The 17894-nt window shown below is 61.7% G+C and carries 18 protein-coding genes; 16 read left to right on the plus strand and 2 right to left on the minus strand.

All coding sequences use genetic code 11. The features are described from left to right. The first annotated feature begins 99 nt into the window (after window positions 1-99). From M4J40_RS16970 to M4J40_RS17000, 7 genes are all read left to right on the plus strand, one after another. Window positions 100-1131, plus strand: coding sequence for a carbohydrate ABC transporter permease (locus M4J40_RS16970; RefSeq protein ID WP_251755568.1), 1032 nt, complete (start codon window positions 100-102; stop codon window positions 1129-1131). Then, entirely contained in the window at window positions 1131-2009 is an 879-nt protein-coding gene (locus M4J40_RS16975) for a carbohydrate ABC transporter permease (RefSeq protein WP_251755569.1), read from the plus strand. Before M4J40_RS16970 ends, M4J40_RS16975 begins: the two co-directional genes overlap by 1 nt. A gap of 67 nt (window positions 2010-2076) precedes the next feature. Next, window positions 2077-3054: a hypothetical protein gene (locus M4J40_RS16980; protein ID WP_251755570.1), complete on the plus strand. Its 978-nt coding sequence runs from the start codon at window positions 2077-2079 to the stop codon at window positions 3052-3054. A 73-nt stretch (window positions 3055-3127) separates the two neighbouring features. Then, window positions 3128-4252: an ABC transporter ATP-binding protein gene (locus M4J40_RS16985; protein ID WP_257235235.1), complete on the plus strand. Its 1125-nt coding sequence runs from the start codon at window positions 3128-3130 to the stop codon at window positions 4250-4252. A gap of 474 nt (window positions 4253-4726) precedes the next feature. Then, window positions 4727-5761 carry a fatty acid desaturase gene (locus tag M4J40_RS16990; RefSeq protein WP_251755571.1) on the plus strand — a complete coding sequence of 345 codons (1035 nt, stop codon included), beginning with the start codon at window positions 4727-4729 and terminating at the stop codon, window positions 5759-5761. A 201-nt stretch (window positions 5762-5962) separates the two neighbouring features. Further along, window positions 5963-6325 (plus strand): PilZ domain-containing protein, encoded by a 363-nt coding sequence (locus M4J40_RS16995; RefSeq protein ID WP_251755572.1) that lies wholly within the window; start codon window positions 5963-5965, stop codon window positions 6323-6325. Beyond that, window positions 6322-6504 carry a hypothetical protein gene (locus tag M4J40_RS17000; protein ID WP_251755573.1) on the plus strand — a complete coding sequence of 61 codons (183 nt, stop codon included), beginning with the start codon at window positions 6322-6324 and terminating at the stop codon, window positions 6502-6504. Before M4J40_RS16995 ends, M4J40_RS17000 begins: the two co-directional genes overlap by 4 nt. Before the next feature lie 64 nt (window positions 6505-6568). Here M4J40_RS17000 and M4J40_RS17005 read toward each other — a convergent pair whose 3' ends face one another. After that, window positions 6569-7198: a response regulator gene (locus M4J40_RS17005; RefSeq protein ID WP_251755574.1), complete on the minus strand. Its 630-nt coding sequence runs from the start codon at window positions 7196-7198 to the stop codon at window positions 6569-6571. Next, window positions 7195-9309 carry a 7TM diverse intracellular signaling domain-containing protein gene (locus M4J40_RS17010; RefSeq protein WP_251755575.1) on the minus strand — a complete coding sequence of 705 codons (2115 nt, stop codon included), beginning with the start codon at window positions 9307-9309 and terminating at the stop codon, window positions 7195-7197. Before M4J40_RS17010 ends, M4J40_RS17005 begins: the two co-directional genes overlap by 4 nt. Window positions 9310-9561: 252 nt before the next feature. On the opposite strand from M4J40_RS17010, the gene M4J40_RS17015 reads away from it, so the two are divergent. From M4J40_RS17015 to M4J40_RS17050, 9 genes are all read left to right on the plus strand, one after another. Further along, window positions 9562-9843, plus strand: a complete 282-nt coding sequence (locus tag M4J40_RS17015) for an HdeA/HdeB family chaperone (RefSeq protein ID WP_251755576.1) — start codon at window positions 9562-9564, stop codon at window positions 9841-9843. Window positions 9844-10122: 279 nt separating this feature from the next. Next, window positions 10123-10449 (plus strand): hypothetical protein, encoded by a 327-nt coding sequence (locus tag M4J40_RS17020; protein ID WP_251755577.1) that lies wholly within the window; start codon window positions 10123-10125, stop codon window positions 10447-10449. Window positions 10450-10706: 257 nt separating this feature from the next. Then, window positions 10707-10841: a hypothetical protein gene (locus M4J40_RS22435; protein ID WP_257235236.1), complete on the plus strand. Its 135-nt coding sequence runs from the start codon at window positions 10707-10709 to the stop codon at window positions 10839-10841. Between the two features lie 298 nt (window positions 10842-11139). Then, window positions 11140-12228 carry an HD domain-containing phosphohydrolase gene (locus M4J40_RS17025; protein WP_251755578.1) on the plus strand — a complete coding sequence of 363 codons (1089 nt, stop codon included), beginning with the start codon at window positions 11140-11142 and terminating at the stop codon, window positions 12226-12228. Between the two features lie 468 nt (window positions 12229-12696). Then, complete coding sequence (locus M4J40_RS17030; RefSeq protein ID WP_251755579.1) at window positions 12697-13014, plus strand: hypothetical protein; 318 nt, start codon at window positions 12697-12699, stop codon at window positions 13012-13014. After that, window positions 13011-13379: a response regulator gene (locus M4J40_RS17035; RefSeq protein ID WP_251755580.1), complete on the plus strand. Its 369-nt coding sequence runs from the start codon at window positions 13011-13013 to the stop codon at window positions 13377-13379. The genes M4J40_RS17030 and M4J40_RS17035 overlap by 4 nt, the downstream gene beginning before the upstream one ends. Next, complete coding sequence (locus tag M4J40_RS17040) at window positions 13376-15406, plus strand: chemotaxis protein CheA (protein WP_251755581.1); 2031 nt, start codon at window positions 13376-13378, stop codon at window positions 15404-15406. Before M4J40_RS17035 ends, M4J40_RS17040 begins: the two co-directional genes overlap by 4 nt. Further along, the gene (locus tag M4J40_RS17045; protein ID WP_251755582.1) at window positions 15403-15906 is read left to right on the plus strand and encodes a chemotaxis protein CheW; all 504 of its coding nucleotides are present in this window, start codon (window positions 15403-15405) and stop codon (window positions 15904-15906) included. Before M4J40_RS17040 ends, M4J40_RS17045 begins: the two co-directional genes overlap by 4 nt. Before the next feature lie 78 nt (window positions 15907-15984). Beyond that, window positions 15985-17841 carry a methyl-accepting chemotaxis protein gene (locus M4J40_RS17050; protein WP_251755583.1) on the plus strand — a complete coding sequence of 619 codons (1857 nt, stop codon included), beginning with the start codon at window positions 15985-15987 and terminating at the stop codon, window positions 17839-17841. Window positions 17842-17894 lie beyond the last annotated feature (53 nt).

The raw sequence follows: 17894 nt of genomic DNA on the forward strand, positions 1-17894 counted from the left end.
ACAAACGACCGCGCCGCCGGGGCGCCTCCAGCAAGGCCGAGGAACTTGACCCAACGATCTCAGTCCAGGTTCGGCAGGAACACCGTGGCAGGTTGGCTGATGGCCGGCCCCAGCCTCGTCATCCTCGCCGTCTTCCTCATCCTGCCGTTCTTTCTGGCGTTCGGGCTGTCGTTCACCAACCAGCGGCTGATCTCCCCCAACCCGACCGAGTATGTCGGGTTGCGCAACTTCGAAAGTCTGCTCGGCGTCGGAACGCTGACGCTCGAACCCTTGCGCGGCGAAAATGGCGACCTCATCCTTGGTGACGACGGCGCACCGACCTATCCGCGGCTACGCGGGTACACGCGCAACAATCCCGACTACCCGCATCTCAATGGCATGCGCGAGTGGATCTCCTGGTCGTGGGGGGAGAACCGCATCTACCTACTCGCCTCGGACGTCGTGTTCATGCGGGCGCTCGTCAACACCTTCCTGTTCGTGTTGATCGTCGCCCCGCTCCAAGGCGCGCTTGCGCTCGGCCTCGCACTCCTGGTCAATCAGAAGCTCAAGGGCATCAACGCCTTCAGGGCGATCTTCTTCATGCCGGTCGTTGTGTCGATGGTGGTGGTGGCCTTGTTATGGCGCTTCATCTACGACGGGCAGAACGGCCTGCTCAACACGCTGCTCGCCTTCCTCACCTTCGGCGGCTTCAAGCCGGTCGACTGGCTCGGCAACACCTCGACGGCCTTCGGCGCCATGATCGCCATGTCGATCTGGCAGGCCGTGGGCTTCCACATGGTGATCTGGCTGTCCGGCCTTCAAACCATCCCCGAGCATCTCTACGAGGCAGCGCGCATCGAAGGCGCCAGCCGCCTCCAGACCTTCGTCCACGTCACCTGGCCGGGCCTCAGGAACACCGCCGTCCTGGTGTTGATCGTCATCACAATGCAAGCCTTCGCCCTGTTCACGCAGGTCGACGTGATGACCAACGGCGGACCGATCGACAGCACCCAATCGCTGGTCTACCAGGCCGTCCAGCGTGGCTACGGCCAGCAGGATATCGCCGGCGGCTCGGCCATCTCGGTGCTGCTGTTCCTCATCGTGCTCTCCATCTCGCTGATCCAGCGCTATCTCACGAGGGAGCGGACCTGATGTCATCCCGCACACCCGAAACCCGCGCGACGTCTCTGTTCATGCGCTATGCCATCCTCGTTCTGGTGGCGCTGATCTTCGTCTTCCCGCTGGTGTTCATGCTGGTGTCGTCGCTGAAGCCGTCCTTGCAGCTTCTGTCCGACACCTCCTCCATCCGCGCCTTCCTGCCGGTGGGCAATATCTCGCTCGACAACTACACGGCGAGCTTTGCCCGCGCGCCAGTGGCCCTGTTCATCTTCAACTCGATCTTCATCACCTCGGTGACGGTGGTGCTCAACCTCGTCATCTGCTCGATGGCCGGCTTCTCGTTTGCCTTCCTAGACTGGAAGGGCAAGGACGTCATGTTGTCGGTGGTCATCGCCACGCTGATCGTCCCGCTCGAGACCATCGCCATCCCGCTTCTTCTGGTGGTCAACAATCTCCCCTGGGTCGGGCTCCACGGCATCGAATGGGGCTGGCTCAACAGCTACCGGGTGCAGATCGTCCCCTTCCTGTCGGATGCGCTCACCGTCTTCCTGTTCGTGCAGTATTTCCGAGACCTGCCGCGCGACCTGATCGAAGCGGCCCGGATCGACGGCGCCTCCTGGTTCCAGATCTACGCCAAGGTGATCATGCCGATCTCCGGCCCGGTGATCGCCACCGCCGCCATCCTGCGCTTCCTCGCCATGTACAACCAGTATCTGTGGCCGCTGATGGTGACCCAGTCGGAGCAGTACCGGCCGGTGATGGTGGGCCTGCAATACTTCTTCCAGCTCAACACCGACTGGGGACAGGTGATGGCCTACCTGTCGATGATCACAGTGCCGGTGCTGGCCTTCTACCTCGCCCTGCAACGCGCCTTCATCACCTCGATCGCCTCCACAGGCATCAAGGGGTGACGCTGCGCCCACGTGTTTTCTCGCCGCTCCGACTTCCATCGGATCGGCTCAGCATGGAACGATAATCGTGACCCTTTCACTCGACGACAAATGGATATGGGACTTCTGGCTGGCCAGGGATGGCGAGGACTGGCACATCTTCCACTTGCAGGCCCCGAAGTCGCTGATCGACCCGCACAAGCGCCATCGCAACGCCAGCTATGGCCACGCCACGTCCCGGGATCTCCGCAACTGGACCCACCATGGCACTTGCTTCGGCCCATCAACCGACGGGCCGGCGTGGGATGACCTCTGCACCTGGACCGGCTCGGTGGTGAAGGGCGACGATGGCCTCTGGCATCAGTTCTACACCGCCAATAGGCGCGACGAGGACTGCATGTACCAGCGCATCGGCCATGCCACCTCGCCCGACCTCTTCACCTGGACGCGCGTTGGCAATGGCCTCATCCTCGACATCGATACCCGCTGGTACGAGGAGTGGGAGCCGGGCATCTGGGGCGACCGGGCGATGCGCGATCCGTGGGTGATGCGAGATCCGGCCGGCGACGGCTGGGTGATGTACTTCACCGCCCGCGTGCCGGTCGGCAACGAGATGAACGCCCGCGGCGCCATCGGCTTTGCCCGGTCACCCGATCTCTTCACCTGGACGCTCGAACCGCCGATCTATGCCGGCGGCGACTTCGGCCAGCTCGAGGTTCCGCAGGTCTTCGAGATCGAGGGCAAGTGGTACATGCTGTTCTGTACCGCCAGCGTGCACTGGTCCGAGGCCTATGCGGCAGGGGCCCCGACCGCCCCGGTCAGCGGCACGCACTATCTCGTCGCCGACAGCCATCTCGGCCCCTGGACGGTCGCACCCGGCCCATTCCTGGACGGGGCGGCGAACAGCGGCCAGCGCTATGCCGGCAAGATCGTGTTCGCCGACGAGGGGCTGCTGTTCATGAGTTTTGCCAACCATCCGACACCGGACACGTTCGGCGGCTATGTCGGCGATCCCGTTCCGGTGACGCGCGATCCGAAGACCGGCCTCCTCCACGTCGAAGGCTGAGCCAGCAGGGTGACCGGCCACAAAGTCGGCCGGTCACCACAACGAACGGACATTCCAGGGAGACTATCGCATCATGGCCAGCCTCAGCATGAAGTCGGTGCGCAAGAGCTATGGCGCCGTCGAGGTCATCAAGGGCGTCGATCTCGACATCGCCGATGGCGAGTTCGTCGTGTTCGTGGGCCCGTCGGGCTGCGGCAAGTCGACGCTCTTGCGCATGGTGGCGGGGCTTGAGGAGATCACCGCCGGCACGATGGAAATCGGCGGCCGGGTGGTCAACAACCTCGAGCCGAAGGATCGCGGCATCGCCATGGTGTTCCAGTCCTATGCGCTCTATCCGCACAAGACGGTCTACGACAACATGGCCTTCGGCCTGCATATCGCCAAGGCGCCCAAGGCCGAGGTGGACGCCAAGGTCAAGAAGGCCGCCGAGATCCTGAAGCTTGAGCCCTATCTCGACCGGCTGCCGAAACAGCTCTCCGGCGGCCAGCGCCAGCGCGTTGCCATCGGCCGCGCCATCGTGCGCAATCCGGAAGTGTTCCTGTTCGACGAGCCGCTCTCCAACCTCGACGCCGCCCTGCGCGTCAACACCCGAGCCGAGATCGCCAAGCTGCACCGCGACCTCGGCGCGACGATGATCTACGTCACCCACGACCAGGTCGAGGCAATGACCCTGGCCGACAAGATCGTCGTCCTGGAAGGCGGCTACGCCCAGCAGATCGGCACGCCGATGGAGCTCTACCACACGCCGGCCAACCTGTTCGTCGCCGGCTTCATCGGCTCTCCCAAGATGAACTACATCGAGGTGACGGTGGCGGGGGTGTCCGCGGACGGCGTCAAGGTGGCCGCTCCGGACATCGGCGAGGCTCTCCTGCCCATCGATCCCGGCAAGGCGGCGGTCGGAGACAGGGCAACGCTCGGGATTCGGCCGGAGGACATGCGCCACGGCAAGACGGACGGCATCACCGTCAATGGTCGCGTCGAACTCGTGGAACGGCTTGGACACGAAACGCTGGTCGAGATCACCACCAACAACGGCCTCGACCTCAAGGGCATCATCGACGGCACGACGCTGATCTCGCTGGGCGAGACGACGGACCTGAGCTTTGCCGCCGCGTCCTGTCACCTGTTCGACAGCACGGGCAAGGCCCTGACTCGGCGGGAGGTGCCGGAAGTCGTGCGCGCCCGTCGCGGAACCTGACGGGAGGGAGGTCGCATCGCCCATAGGCTGCCCAGCGACAGCCATGCCCGTAGCAAGATAATCCGTCGTTCGGGAACAAGTTCAACGCCGAGCTGGACATCAATCCGGAGAAATGGCAGCGTCTTCATCAATACGACCATCGCCGCTGGATACATGAAAAGGCCGCAATGGTAGGATAAGTCATTCGCAGACTGCGATGCCGTGTCAGAAGCGGCGACACAATTGGTGCTTGGTCCGCGTTCGTCGCTGTCAATCATCCCGATAGACCAAGCTTTGCGGGGTAAGCCGCATCAAGGGCTTGAGGCACTATCCTGGCAAGCACGGCGCTGGCTCGCCTGAAAAGCCGAATCGAGCGTATGCGCAGCTCGCCCGCGGAAGCATCCAGGCAGGCGACGAAATCGAGACGGATCGTCTCCGCACACGTGCCGAGCGCCATTCTCGCGCAGCAGCCCAACAGAATGCAGGCCATCAACAATGATAGCGGAACCGATTGCCACCATCCCCGAGGGCTCGGAGAAGACTTGGCTCAAGCGCCTGTCGAAGTATCGCACGCCCCATCTGGGACGCAGTGTGTTCGAGCTGGCGGTGACGGCCCTGCCTTTTGTCGGCCTGTGGCTGCTGACCTGGGCCGCTGTCCATTACGGCTTCTGGTGGGGGCTGATCCTGATCATTCCGGCGGCCGGCTTTCTGGTGCGGCTGTTCATGATCCAGCACGATTGCGGCCATGGCGCGTTCTTCGCCCGGCGACGCTTCGATGACTGGACAGGTCGCATCCTCGGCGTCCTCACGCTCACCCCCTATGACTATTGGCGAAGGGCACATGCCACGCATCACGCCTCCGCCGGCAATCTCGACGAGCGCGGCGTGGGCGACATCACGACCCTTACCGTCACCGAGTACTACGCGCGCTCCCGATGGGGGCGGATCGGATACCGCTTTTACCGTCATCCTCTCGTGATGTTCGGCGTTGGCCCTGTCTGGCTTTTCCTGATCCAGCAACGCCTGCCATTCGGCATGATGCGCGGCGGCGTCCTTCCGTGGATGTCGACCATGGCGACCAACGTCGCGATCGTCATGATTGCCGTGTTGTTGATCTGGGCGATCGGACCCGCGTCCTTCTTCATCGTTCACCTGCCGATCGTCTTGCTGGCTGGCTCAATCGGCGTATGGCTGTTCTATGTGCAGCACCAGTTCGAGGAAACGCACTGGTCGAAAGAGCCTGAGTGGGAGTTTCCCAAGGCCGCGCTGCGTGGGGCCTCCCACTACGATCTGCCACCTGTGTTGCGTTGGGTGACGGCCAACATCGGCATCCACCATGTGCATCACCTCTCCAGCAAGGTTCCCTACTATCGCCTGCCGGAGGTTCTCCGGAACCATCCCGAACTTGCTCAAATGGGCAGGATCACGCTCCGGCAAAGCCTGAGATGCGTGAAGCTGGTCCTCTGGGATGAGCAGAGCCGGAAACTGATCTCGTTTCGCCAGGCCGCCGGCATGCCAAGAGCTGCCTAGGAATATGCCGTGAGCCTTCCACGAGGGCGGGGGCATACCAGTAAAGCGGGGAGCATCGCCGAACGGCATGCGGGATCAGCCAACACCGAGATGGTACCGCCGAACGAAACATCCGGATTGCTACTCTGAACTGCATTGGCACCCGCCTTGCTCCGAATAGGAGCAAAACGTATCCATGTGTTTCAAAGAAAGGCATTTCCAATGCTTGATCGGCGCAAAGAGCATCGGGGGCGTACCTATTTGGGAGGCCAGGTCGCCTTCAACAACCGCTGGTGTACCATCAATTGCCTGGTCCGAAACATGTCGGAGAGCGGAGCGAAGCTCGATTTTTCCGATCCTGTACAGGTGCCCAGCGAGCTGGACCTGCTCATTCCCCTGAAGGGCCACAGCCGCCGGGTGAAGGTGGTCTGGCGGCAGGCAAAGTCGGTGGGCGTCTCGTTCGTTGAGGAAAAGGACACCGGGACAGTCGTCTCTATCGAGGTGGCACGCCAGATACGGAAGCTGAAGGACGAACGCGACATGCTGGCTCGACGGGTCAGGGAGCTGACCGAGCCTGTAATATGATCAGGTGGCTTCTGACGCTCGTCGTGAACCGGCTCATTCTGATGGCAGTCTTCCTGTTCGCCTTGAACGCGTTCTCACAAGATTCCAGCGCCATGAACGGCGGGAACACGCAAACGCTTCTGCAAGCCCTGTCCAACCTGCCGGACGCATTGAAGACCCTGAGCGGTTCATTCCGCTGAGACAATAGCGTCCCCGGCACGGCGGTTTGAGCCGCGGGATGGCTGCGGAGCGCTCAAGTACGACCTATTCGTTGAAGTGGCGGATAGCGTATTTCCGAAGGTCCCTGACGCTCAGCGAAAGATCCAGCTTCTCGCTGATGCGGGCGTAATAGGTCTCGACAGTTCGCACACTGATACCGAGCGTTGCCGCGATGCCGATATTGCTTTCCCCCTGCCCCATCAGAGACAGGACCTGCCGCTCACGTTCGCTTAGCTCCTTGCCTTGCGTGGTACCGTCGGCCTCGCACAGCGCGCCGGCAGCCCGAACCGAAAGATAGGACTCGCCTCGGCGAACATGATCCACCGCGTCAAGAAGACAGGCCGGGTCATCGCGTTTGGTAACGTATCCGAGGACCCCATACTGGAGAGAACGCCGGATTGTCCGAGCGTCCTCAAACATCGAGTAGACAATCACGCGCGCGCCCCGACCAGTGAGATCGGGGACGAGATCCAGCCCATCCCCGCGCTCAAGCGAAAGGTCGATAATGGCGAGGTCGATCTCGGTCTCTCCGGCTATCGCACGCGCCCCCTCGATCGTCGACGTTTGCAGAGGGGGCTCAAGCCCACTCGAGACCAGAAGGGCGGCGAGCCCCTGCAATACGGCGGGATGATCATCGACCAAGAGAACCACACAGGCGAGGGACGCTGCCTTCACGATGCAACCTCCGAACAGGTTCTATTCTCGCACGGGGCGCAACATCTGACGACTGTTCCGCCACCGGGCGACCCCTCGATCGAGAACTCCGCCCCGATGGCACTGGCCCGATGCCGCATGATCCGAAGCCCCAGGCCGCCAAGAGCAAGACCTGATGAACCCGGTCCGCACGTACGGTCTATCCTGTTGTTTTCACGTGCCTCCGGATGCGATCCCGGCGCCCGTCTTTGCCGAAGCTGCCGAGCCCCGTCAGGAGTGGCATCGGTCAGTAGGCCCGCACCATCATCCTTGACCTCGAGCCTCGTCGCCCCATCCTCGCAAACCAGTGAAACGTCGATGCGCGTCGCGCCGGCGTGCCGGACCGCGTTGGCAAGCGCTTCCTGCGCGATCCGCTGCAAAACACCGAGGTTCTCTCCCGCGCAGCTCGCGCAAGGCCAGTTCTGGGTGAGGTTGATCTCTATGCCGCTCGTCCGTCTCGCGCTTTCCACAAGTTCGCCGATTGTCGGGCCAGTGAGAGCGGTGTCGTGCTCGACCGGCCACATCCCGCGCGACAGGGCATAGGCATCCTCCGCCGCCTCCGACAGAACTCGTCCGAGTTCGATCATTGGCGGAGTGTCCTTCACGGCGGCAACCCCGGACAACATCGAGTATCTCAGACGCGCCGCGGTGAGTTGCTGGCAAAGGCCGTCGTGAATCTGGTAGCTGACGCGGCGACGCTCCTCCTCACTGACCCGCACGACCTCCGCTTCGAGGTCGCGGCGTCGCTTCATTTCCGCCTTGAGCGCATCCAGATTGTTGTGAAGGTCTTCCGATAAACGCTCCGCCATCTGAAAGCTTTGGACATGGCGCATGGCCAACGCCGAGGACTGAAAGAGGACGAGCGCGAACAGACCATAGAGGATCATGTACTCGCCCTCGACGATGTCGGCATGAACGAGTACGTCGTGAATACTGGTGGAGGCCAGCAAGACCGCGCCGGAAAACAGAAGAATCGCGCCCGGTCTACGCCTCATGACACAGACGGACAACCGAACCAGATAATAGGCGGTGAACGCCAAGCCAGCCAGCATCAGCAGCACGACCAGCCATGATCGCCAGATCGGTGGCAGCGCGAGTTCGGACAGCAGGAACACAACGGCACGCAGGTCGGAGACCACTTGCAGGCGTCTGGATATGTCTGACGGAAAGAGGCCCCGGTAGAAGCGATAGATGATCGCGCCGGAAAGAGCATAGCAGACAAGGGCAAACTCATCGAGCGCTGCGGGGCTGATCCACCCGGGAACGACGGCGCGCGAAAGCCAGTAGGTCGAGTTCGAGTTGGCCGCATATCCGAAGATCAGAAGACAGTACGTTCCGAAGTAAAGGAAGGAAACCTCCCTGGGACGCAGGAAGTGGATCAACAGGTGATATGTACCCGCGACGAGCAGGACGCCGCAGAAGAAGGCCGAGAAGATCCATACCCGGTCACGAGCGGTCTGGAGGACGCCCGACTTGGCAAGCAAAATCGGGTCGCCGACCCCGCCTTGGCGAAATCCATGGTTGGATACTTGCAGAACCAGATCAACCGGCCGCCCGGTCATCTCGATGGGGGCAAGGACGAGCGACCTGTCGGCCAGCTCCGTGGCTGCATCCAGTCCCGGCCTGCCGCTTTCTGCCACGAGGGTTCCGTTGGCCCACAGCCGATAGGCAAGACGCAGATCGAACAGGCGAAGCGTCAGCGCCCTCTTGCCGCCCGGCGGGTCGAGGCGGAGGCGAAAGGTGGCCGCCCCGGCCGCCCCCGCGACTGCATCTCCGAAACGATGCCCGCTCCAGGAGCCCGGGAATCGAAGCGCCCCGGTCGGCTTCGGCGCGTCCTGGCGCTGAAGATCCTCAGGCGTGAGCAGATGCCCCCAGAAAACCTGCCAGGGGCCGCTCAGGGCAAAGACTTGACCACTGTCGAGGAGCTCTTCGGGAACCGTAGCAACACCGTCCCGAGCGTCGAGTTCGGCGATGGTTCGATTGTCGGTTGCGCTGAATATTACCCAGAGGATGGCACAGAATAGGAGAACAACGCAGGCAAGTGCGGCCTCGAGCCCCTTTGCGCCTTGCCCCAGGTTCGCCTCATCTTTCATGCCGACCGCCTCGCCACCACCGTCCAGCAATAGGACGAGCCCCGGCGGGCAACAAGAGCCGATAACCAGAATAGCTTAAATATTTCATTGCGTTGTCCGCCAATTCCCGGACAGACAACGTCGCGCCCATTGTCCTAGGTGTCGTCCGCGACGCGTCGATGGGATTGCCGCCATCGAGAAGGCGCTGGCTTGGGGCTGCCTCACGGAAGGCTTCGAAGGTTCTCGCCAGTGCTGTCCAAACTGGAGAAGAACATGAAGACCATTATGATCACGGTCGCTTCGTTGGCGTGCCTGACGGCCCTTCCAACCATCGCGTGTGCGGGTCAGAAAGTGGACATGGCCGAGCTCACCTGCAAGGAGTTCATGGCCGATCCCGACGGCATCATGCCGACCATTTTCTGGATTGACGGCTACCTCAGCAATGCCTCGGGTAACACTGTCATCGATCCGGACCAGATGGGCCAGAACGTTCAGGACGTTGCCAAGGAGTGCAACGGCAATCCCGACCAGAAGATTCTCGATCTCTTCAACTGAGACTGAAAGGCGAGGCGGGCGCCTCGAGGGGTACCGCCTCCCCCCAGAGCACGTCCGGCGAACCCTGGTTCGCCAACATGCTCTATCTCTTTGTTTTCACGCAACTCCGGACGCAAAACCGGCTCCCACTCTTGTGGGAGTTGCTCCAGAGCCTTCGACGACCAAACTGAAACATTCGGTCGTCAAGCGAAGACTCCAGGCTTGTTTACAGGAGTAGCCGCTCTTCGATCAGGTTGAGTCAACCTGATCGGCGGATGCTCTAGCCCGAAAGGATCGGATGTGGCCATTCGCTCGCTCTCGATATTGCCGGTCGCCTTGCTGCTCCTTGTCGGAAACGCTGCGGCGGCGGACAGGCATGTCACCATCATCAACTCGACATCGACGACCATGAAGATGTTCTTCGCATCCAATGTCGACGCGAAAAAGTGGGAAGAGGACATTCTGGGCGACGATGTCGTTCTGCCCGGCGATTCCATCGACATCGACATCGACGATGGAACTGGACACTGCCAATACGACTTCCGAGCCCTGTTCAACGACGGCGTCGAAAGCATCAAGCACCACGTAAATGTGTGCAAGGTTGGCAATTTCTACTTCAACGACTAGGGCAGCTCCGGAAAGATGAAGCTCTGCTTGCGTCCGGAGCTAAGCCCAAACGACAGGTCGACATGTTGGCGCCCGATGCGCGTCGGACATGTTCTACGCCCTTGCCTCGAAAATGGCTGACCAGGCGGCTTGGCGCGACGAATTTCGCGCCAAGCCTCTTCCGATGCCCAGGCGCCCTCAATACGACCGCCCTCAGCAAGCGGGAGCACCCTGGCGGGTGTCCGGTCTGCACAAGCCTGCGGCAGCGGATGTCGGCCTTGCCGCGTCTCGCCATCGACCACGATTTCTTCACCTTTCCTGAACGATCTTTCGAACGGTCCGAAGCGCGTGGCTCGGCCGAGGCCGGGTTGCGCACCGCAGGCGAGATTGGCCTGACCTTCGCGGAATACTGAGCTAAAATCTCGATGTAGCACCATCCGCGACCGCGCCCCACGCTGCCAAAGATCATCATCTCTTCGAAATGCACTTTTAGGACAAACCCTTATTTCACTCTTTTCTGGCATGACCAGTTTATGCTTTGTCTGGTCAGAAGCTATTACCCCTCGCCCGACCGGATACCAGCAAAGCCAGTCCACCAATGCCGAAGCCAGAAGCGCGTCGCGGCTTGCCTTCCCTTCTGATTGTTGCCGTTGGAGAAGCACCAGTTGTGCAGAGATGAAGTCACGACGCATCGGACAGGACCGTGATCCGATGCGCGCGTTGATCATTGATGACAGTAAGTCGGTTTTGTTGTGGATGGGCGCGGCCTTGACCGACGTGCCGGATCTGACTCTCGATCTGTGCGAAAGGCCTGAGGATGCCTTGGCCCTCGCCACGACACGGCAGTACGATCTTGTCGTGGTCGACTATCTCATGCCCAACCTCACGGGCATCGAGGTGACCGAGACCCTTCGTCTGCGCCCCGAGTACCACGCCATCCCAATCGTGATGATCACTGCCGAGCGGGATAGCGAAATAAGGCTCAAGGCCCTTATTGCCGGCGTCAACGACTTCCTGAACAAGCCTTTCGACCCGATCGAGCTGCGAGCCCGGGTCACCAACCTGATGTCGCTTAGGCGCACCCAGGTAGAGCTTGCCACCCAAGCCCATCGCCTGGAAGAAGCCGTGAGCCAGGCCACCGCCGATCTTGTGTTGCGCGAGGAGGAAATGATCTGGCGGTTGGCGCGAGCCATTGAGATGCGCGATGGCGGCACCGGCGCACACATATCGCGCGTAGCGGCAATTAGCCGGCTTATTGCGGAGGGGCTGTCGCTGGATCCGCACCTCTGCCGGATGATCTACCTCGCTGCCCCGTTGCACGACATCGGCAAGATCGGCGTCCCCGACGCGATCCTGAACAAGCCGGGACGGCTCACCACCGAGGAGATGACTGCGGTCCGCGAACACGTCAACTACGGCGCGAGGATGCTGGAGAACGGAACCTCCGACCTCATCCGGGTGGCGGCAGCCATTGTTGGCGGCCATCACGAGAAGTGGGACGGTAGCGGATATCCGCGCGGTCTGTCGGGACAAGCCATTCCTATCGAAGCGCGCATAACCGCCGTCGCCGATGTGTTCGACGCCCTGAGCTCGGCACGGCCTTACAAGGAAGCCTGGAGCCCGGAACGGGCCTACGACGAGATCGTCCGAGGTTCGGGCAATCACTTCGATCCCGAGTGCGTTCGCGTCTTCTGCGAGAAGTGGCGGGACATCGAAGAGGTGGCTCGCACGCTCCGCGACGAGGAAGAAGGGCCGGCGGCTTGGGCCAAGCAGAGCGCCCCTCTCCCTGTCGGCAAATAGGGTCATCACCGGAGATACCGGTGAGTCTCCGTCAGACACACTGCTTTTTATTGAAAAGGAATACCCGTTCCTCTTGTGTGGAACGACGGCCCGACGGCGGTGTCAAAGCTGCCGTCTATTCGAGAACAGGACGAAAATAGGGCGCCTAGCCATAAGCTCAAATACGTACGTATTTGTACCTAATATGACATTTTCACTCGGATAAATCGCGAGGGCGCCAGACAACTCTCACGAGTCTGCCTTCAACCAAGGTGGCTGCTTCCAAGCGCTTTGCACGCGATTCCCGTCATTTAGCCTCGCACTAGTACTCGCAAAACGAGTCTCGTGACTCTTGAGTATTAATAACTCCCCTCGCCCTTTATTGAATTTATCTCATGCCTTTTGAATCAATTTTACAGTGTAAAAATGCAGTTTATAGAAATTTAGCATTTGTCTTACACAACTTTATGGCCAGCAGGAGTGGCCTCCATGGAGAACTCAATCGTCATTCGGATGCACTCAAATCTATGTGTTTCTGACATAAGGACATCTTACTCTACTTTGGTCGAGGCTATGGACAAGTTCCCAAGTATCCGCCTCGCCGTACCAGCCGATGCGATAGTAGACATCAGCTTCCTTCAGATCATCGAAGCAGCAAGGCAACGAGCTGCCGAACAGGGCAAGTCCCTGTCTCTTCTTGAACCGGCCAACGGCGAGCTTCGGCGCGCGCTGGACCGGAGCGGCCTCATGACGGCCGCCACAGCTGCCGATCGTTCATTCTGGCTCCACGAGGAGACCGCCCAGTGACCGCGAGTATTCTGACCGTCGACGACTCGGTCTCGGTGCGCATGACGACGCGTATCGCCCTGACCGGCGCCGGCTACAAGGTGACGGAGGCCGTCGACGGCCTTGATGGCCTCAACAAGGCCAAGGCGAGCCGTTTCGATCTCGTCATAACCGATCTCAACATGCCCAACATGGACGGCTTGCGCATGATCGAAGAGGTCCGGCGTCTGCCGAACCAGATCGGCGTCCCGATCCTGTTTCTCACCACCGAATCCGACGCCGCTCTCAAGGGGCGAGCCAAAGCCGCAGGGGCCACCGGTTGGCTGACCAAGCCTTTCGAGTCCGACCAGTTGGTCCGCCTCGTACAGAAGGTGTTGGCAAAATGAGCACCCCCGATCCAGCGGACATCTTCCGCATTGAAGCTGCCGAGCTGCTCGAGCAAATGGAGCAGGGCCTCCTCGATCTCGAACATTGTCTTGACGACCGCACGCTGGTCGACGCCGTCTTTCGCGCCCTTCACACCCTCAAGGGGTCGGGCGCCATGTTCGGCTTCGATCGGCTTGCCGCGTTCACCCATCACTGTGAAACCGCTTTCGACCGCGTTCGCAAAGGGCTGGCCGACGCGACGCCGGAACTGGTTTCCGCCGTGCTCGATGCCCGCGACCATATGCGCGCCCTGGTGGAGAACCCCGGCGGCGACGACGCCGACGAGGAACGCTATCTCCTCGAGCGTCTTCAGGCAGCTGTTTCCGGAGCGCCCACTTCGCCAGTCGAGACAAGCATCGAGCTCCCCATCGCCAAGCTCCCGGATGCGCCGACGACCTGGCGCATACGCTTCGGTCTGCCGGAGAACACGTTCGTCAACGGCACGAATCCCCTGAGCTTCCTCGACGAGCTGAGGGAGATGGGTGACTGCCGCGTCGTTCTCGACAGATCGGCCTTGCCGCCCTTGGAAAAGCTTGATCCGACGGCGCTCTATTTTACCTGGGACGTGACTCTGACCACCAGCAAGAGCCGCGCCGACATCGAGGACGTGTTCCTGTTCGTCATGGACGACATGACGTTGGCGATCGAAGAGCTGACCGGCGACGAGCCCCTCGTCGAGGTTGCTTCGCCGGTCACCACGGAGGAGGCGACACAGGCCGCGCCCGCTCTCGGCGAAGTACCTGTCGAGCGTCAGACGGCGGATGCAACCAGCCGTTCGGTCGCTGAGGTCGCGGATCCGAAACTGCGCCGCAAGGTGGAGAGCGTGCGTGTCCCCGCCGAGCGGCTTGACGAACTGATGGATCGCGTTGGCGAGTTGGTGATCGTCCAGTCCCGCTTGCAGCAGATCGCCGCCAGTGGCGCCGACATCAGTCTTCGGACCGTCAGCGAGGAGATGGAGCGTCTCTGCAGCGAACTGCGCGTCACCATGATGGTGCTGCGCATGGTGCCGGTCGCCACTCTTTTCGATCGGTACCGTCGCCTCGTGCACGATCTTCAGCGCGATACGGGCAAGAAGATCGAGCTGTCGACCAACGGCGAGAGCACCGAGATGGACAAGACCGTGATCGAGCGTCTGGCCGATCCGCTGGTCCATCTGGTGCGCAACTCCGCCGATCACGGTCTTGAATCGACCGAAGAGCGCATCGCCGCCGGCAAGCCGGAAACGGGCAGCATTCGTCTGTCGGCCCGCCAGACCGGCGGGGAGGTGATCATCTCGGTCACCGACGACGGTCGCGGCATAGACAGGACCAAGGTCCGCGCCAAGGCGGAGACAGCGGGGCTGATCCAGCCGGGGGCGACAATCCCCGATCAGGAGCTGCTTCAGCTGATCTTCCAGCCCGGCTTCTCGACGGCATCGTCGGTCACCAACCTGTCCGGTCGTGGCGTCGGCATGGACGTCGTCAAGAAGGCCATCGAGTCGCTGCACGGCTCGATCGACGTCACCAGCCGTCCCGGCGAAGGATCGACCGTCTCGCTCCGCATTCCGCTGACGCTCGCCATCATCGATGGCCTGCTCGTCAGGGTGGGCGAAGGTCACTACGTGATCCCGCTCCCTGCCGTCGAGGAGTGCATCGAGATCAGCCAGGAAGAAGACCTGCGCTCGCGCGGTCGTGCCTTCCTGTCGCTTCGCGATGCCCTGGTGCCGTTCATCCGCCTGCGCGAACTGTTCGCCACCGGGACCAAACCGGACCCCTACCAGAAGATGGTCGTGGTTTCGACCGGAGAGGATCGCGTTGGCTTGATCGTCGACCAGATCATCGGCCACCACCAGACCGTCATCAAGTCGATGTCCAAGCTGCATGACGACGTGACTACCTTCTCAGGGGCCACCATCCTCGGCGACGGTTCCGTTGCGCTCATCCTAGATGTGGCCAACCTGGTATCGCTCGGCCAGGAGCAGGAGGCGCAGTTGCGCGCGATCGCATGAGTGACTTAGCCATCAAGACCAAAGCCGTCCACGATGCACCGGCCGACGAGATCGAGGTTCTGACCTTCGAGGTTGGCGGCGAAACCTTTGCCCTCGAGGCGGCCATCGTGCGCGAGATCCTCGATCTCCTGCCGGAGACCATCGTCCCGGGCAGTCGGCCATTCGTCAACGCCGTGATCAACTTTCGCGGCAAGGTGATCCCGCTCGCCGACATTCGCGTCGCCATGGGAATGCCGCCGGCGGCGGCAACCATCGACAGTCGCATCGTGGTGGTCGAACTCGATCTCGACGGAACGCCATCGCTGATCGGACTCAGGACCGACAACGTCAACGAAGTCACGGCGTTTTCAAAGGCGAGCGGCGAACCACCGCCGCGCGTTGGCCTCAAATGGCCGCCGCAGTTCATCGAATGCCTGGTCCAGCGGGAAGGAGCTTTCATCATCTTCCCTGACCTCAAAGCCATTTTTACTTCCAAGGGCCGTGCGAGCCAGCCGGGCTGAGTCGACACCCCTTCCCCACCCCTTCCATCAGATGCTCAAACCAAACGGTATGGGCACCGCACCGGACTATAGAGTGTCATGCGTCTCACCATAAAACTCAAACTTGCGCTGTCGTTCGCGTTCGTCATCGCCCTCGTCGGTGGCATGGCGACGCTCGCCATATCCAACCTTTCGTCGTTGAACACCGCGGTCACGGAAATCGTCGACGGCCCGGCCGCCGACCTCAACAACATCCGCGGCCTTTCCCTAGCGTTCAACGAAAGCATCCGCGCCGAGAAAAACAGCGTTCTGAATCAAGACTCAACCCAGATCGACGGATACATCAAGACATCCAACACCAAGTCCGAACAGACTATCGAGTTTGTGACGGCCCTTCAGAAGTCGACGGATCCCGAGATCGTCGCCGAATCCACCGAGTTCCTGAAGTCCTTCCAGGAGCGCGAGCCCTTGCGCAAGCGCATCCTCGATCTCGGCGATATGAATACGACCGAGAGCAACGCTGAAGCCGCTCGGATAAGCATGGTCGGAACCAAGCAGCTGAACAACACGCTGTTTGGCCTCATGGACTCCATGTCGACCAGAATCTCCGACAACCTTCGTCAGACCGACCAGGAGACCGACAGCCTCTACGCCTCTTCGCGTACCATTCTCCTGTCCTTTATCACCGTCGTCGCGCTTTTCTCGGTTGGCATCGCGGTTTGGATGTCACTGTCGATCGCAGGCGGACTGAAGCGTGGCGTCGAACTGGCCGAAGCCGTGGCAATCGGCGACCTGAACCACGAGGTCGCCCACAAGTCCAATGACGAGATCAAGGACCTGATCTCGGCCATGCAAAAAATGACCGCCAATCTCCGCGAGACCGCCAATGTGGCCGCCGAGATCTCCAACGGCAACCTCACCGTGACGCCGAAGCCGCTGTCCGACAAGGACACGCTCGGCAAGTCGCTGCTCGACATGGTCGAGCGCCTGCGGTCGGTTGTGAGCGATGCGCTGGTCGCGTCCGACAACGTGTCGGCCGGCAGCCAGCAGCTGTCGTCGGCTTCCGAGCAGATCGCCCAGGGTGCCACCGAGCAGGCCTCGTCGGCCGAGGAAGCCTCCTCGTCGATGGAGGAAATGGCCTCCAACATCAAGCAGAACGCCGACAACGCCGCCCAGACCGAGAAGATCGCCCGTCAGTCCGCCAAGGACGCGGAGACCTCCGGCCAGGCCGTCACGCAGGCCGTCGCTGCCATGCAGACCATCGCCGAGAAGATCGGCATCGTCCAGGAGATCGCCCGCCAGACCGACCTTCTGGCCCTGAACGCCGCCGTCGAAGCGGCCCGCGCCGGTGAGCATGGTCGCGGCTTTGCCGTCGTCGCCTCGGAAGTGCGTAAGCTCGCCGAGCGGTCGCAGGCCGCCGCCACCGAGATCTCGCAGATGTCGGTCGACACCGTCGCGTCCGCCCAACAGGCCGGCGACATGCTCAACCGTCTGGTACCGGACATCCGCAAGACCGCCGAACTGGTGTCGGAGATCTCCGCCGCCTGCCGCGAGCAGGATATCGGCGCCTCCCAGATCAACCAAGCGATCCAGCAGCTCGACAAGGTGACACAGCAGAACGCCGGCGCCTCCGAGGAAATGTCGGCGACGTCCGAGGAACTGGCCGCCCAGGCCGAGGAACTGCAGGCCTCGATCGCCTTCTTCCGCGTCGACAACGCCGTCGCGGGCTCCAAGGCCGCTCAGCGAAAGACCTTCGGACAGGCCTCGAGGCAGACAGCCAGCCAGTCTCCCGCCCGTGCCCCGAAGTCGGCCGCACCCGCCAAGAAGGCTGACAACACCGGTCGCATGCAGCGTCCGACCGTGAAAGCCCAGCAGGAGGCGGCGCGTGGATTTGCGCTCGACCTCGACATGGGTGGACCGGACGACGACGACGCCGACTTCCGGGAAAGCGCCTGACCATGACGGCTCGCTCTTCGGAGACCCAGTACGTCACCTTCGCGCTCGGCAGC

The organism is Pleomorphomonas sp. JP5, assembly GCF_023721815.1.
GTDB lineage: Bacteria > Pseudomonadota > Alphaproteobacteria > Rhizobiales > Pleomorphomonadaceae > Pleomorphomonas.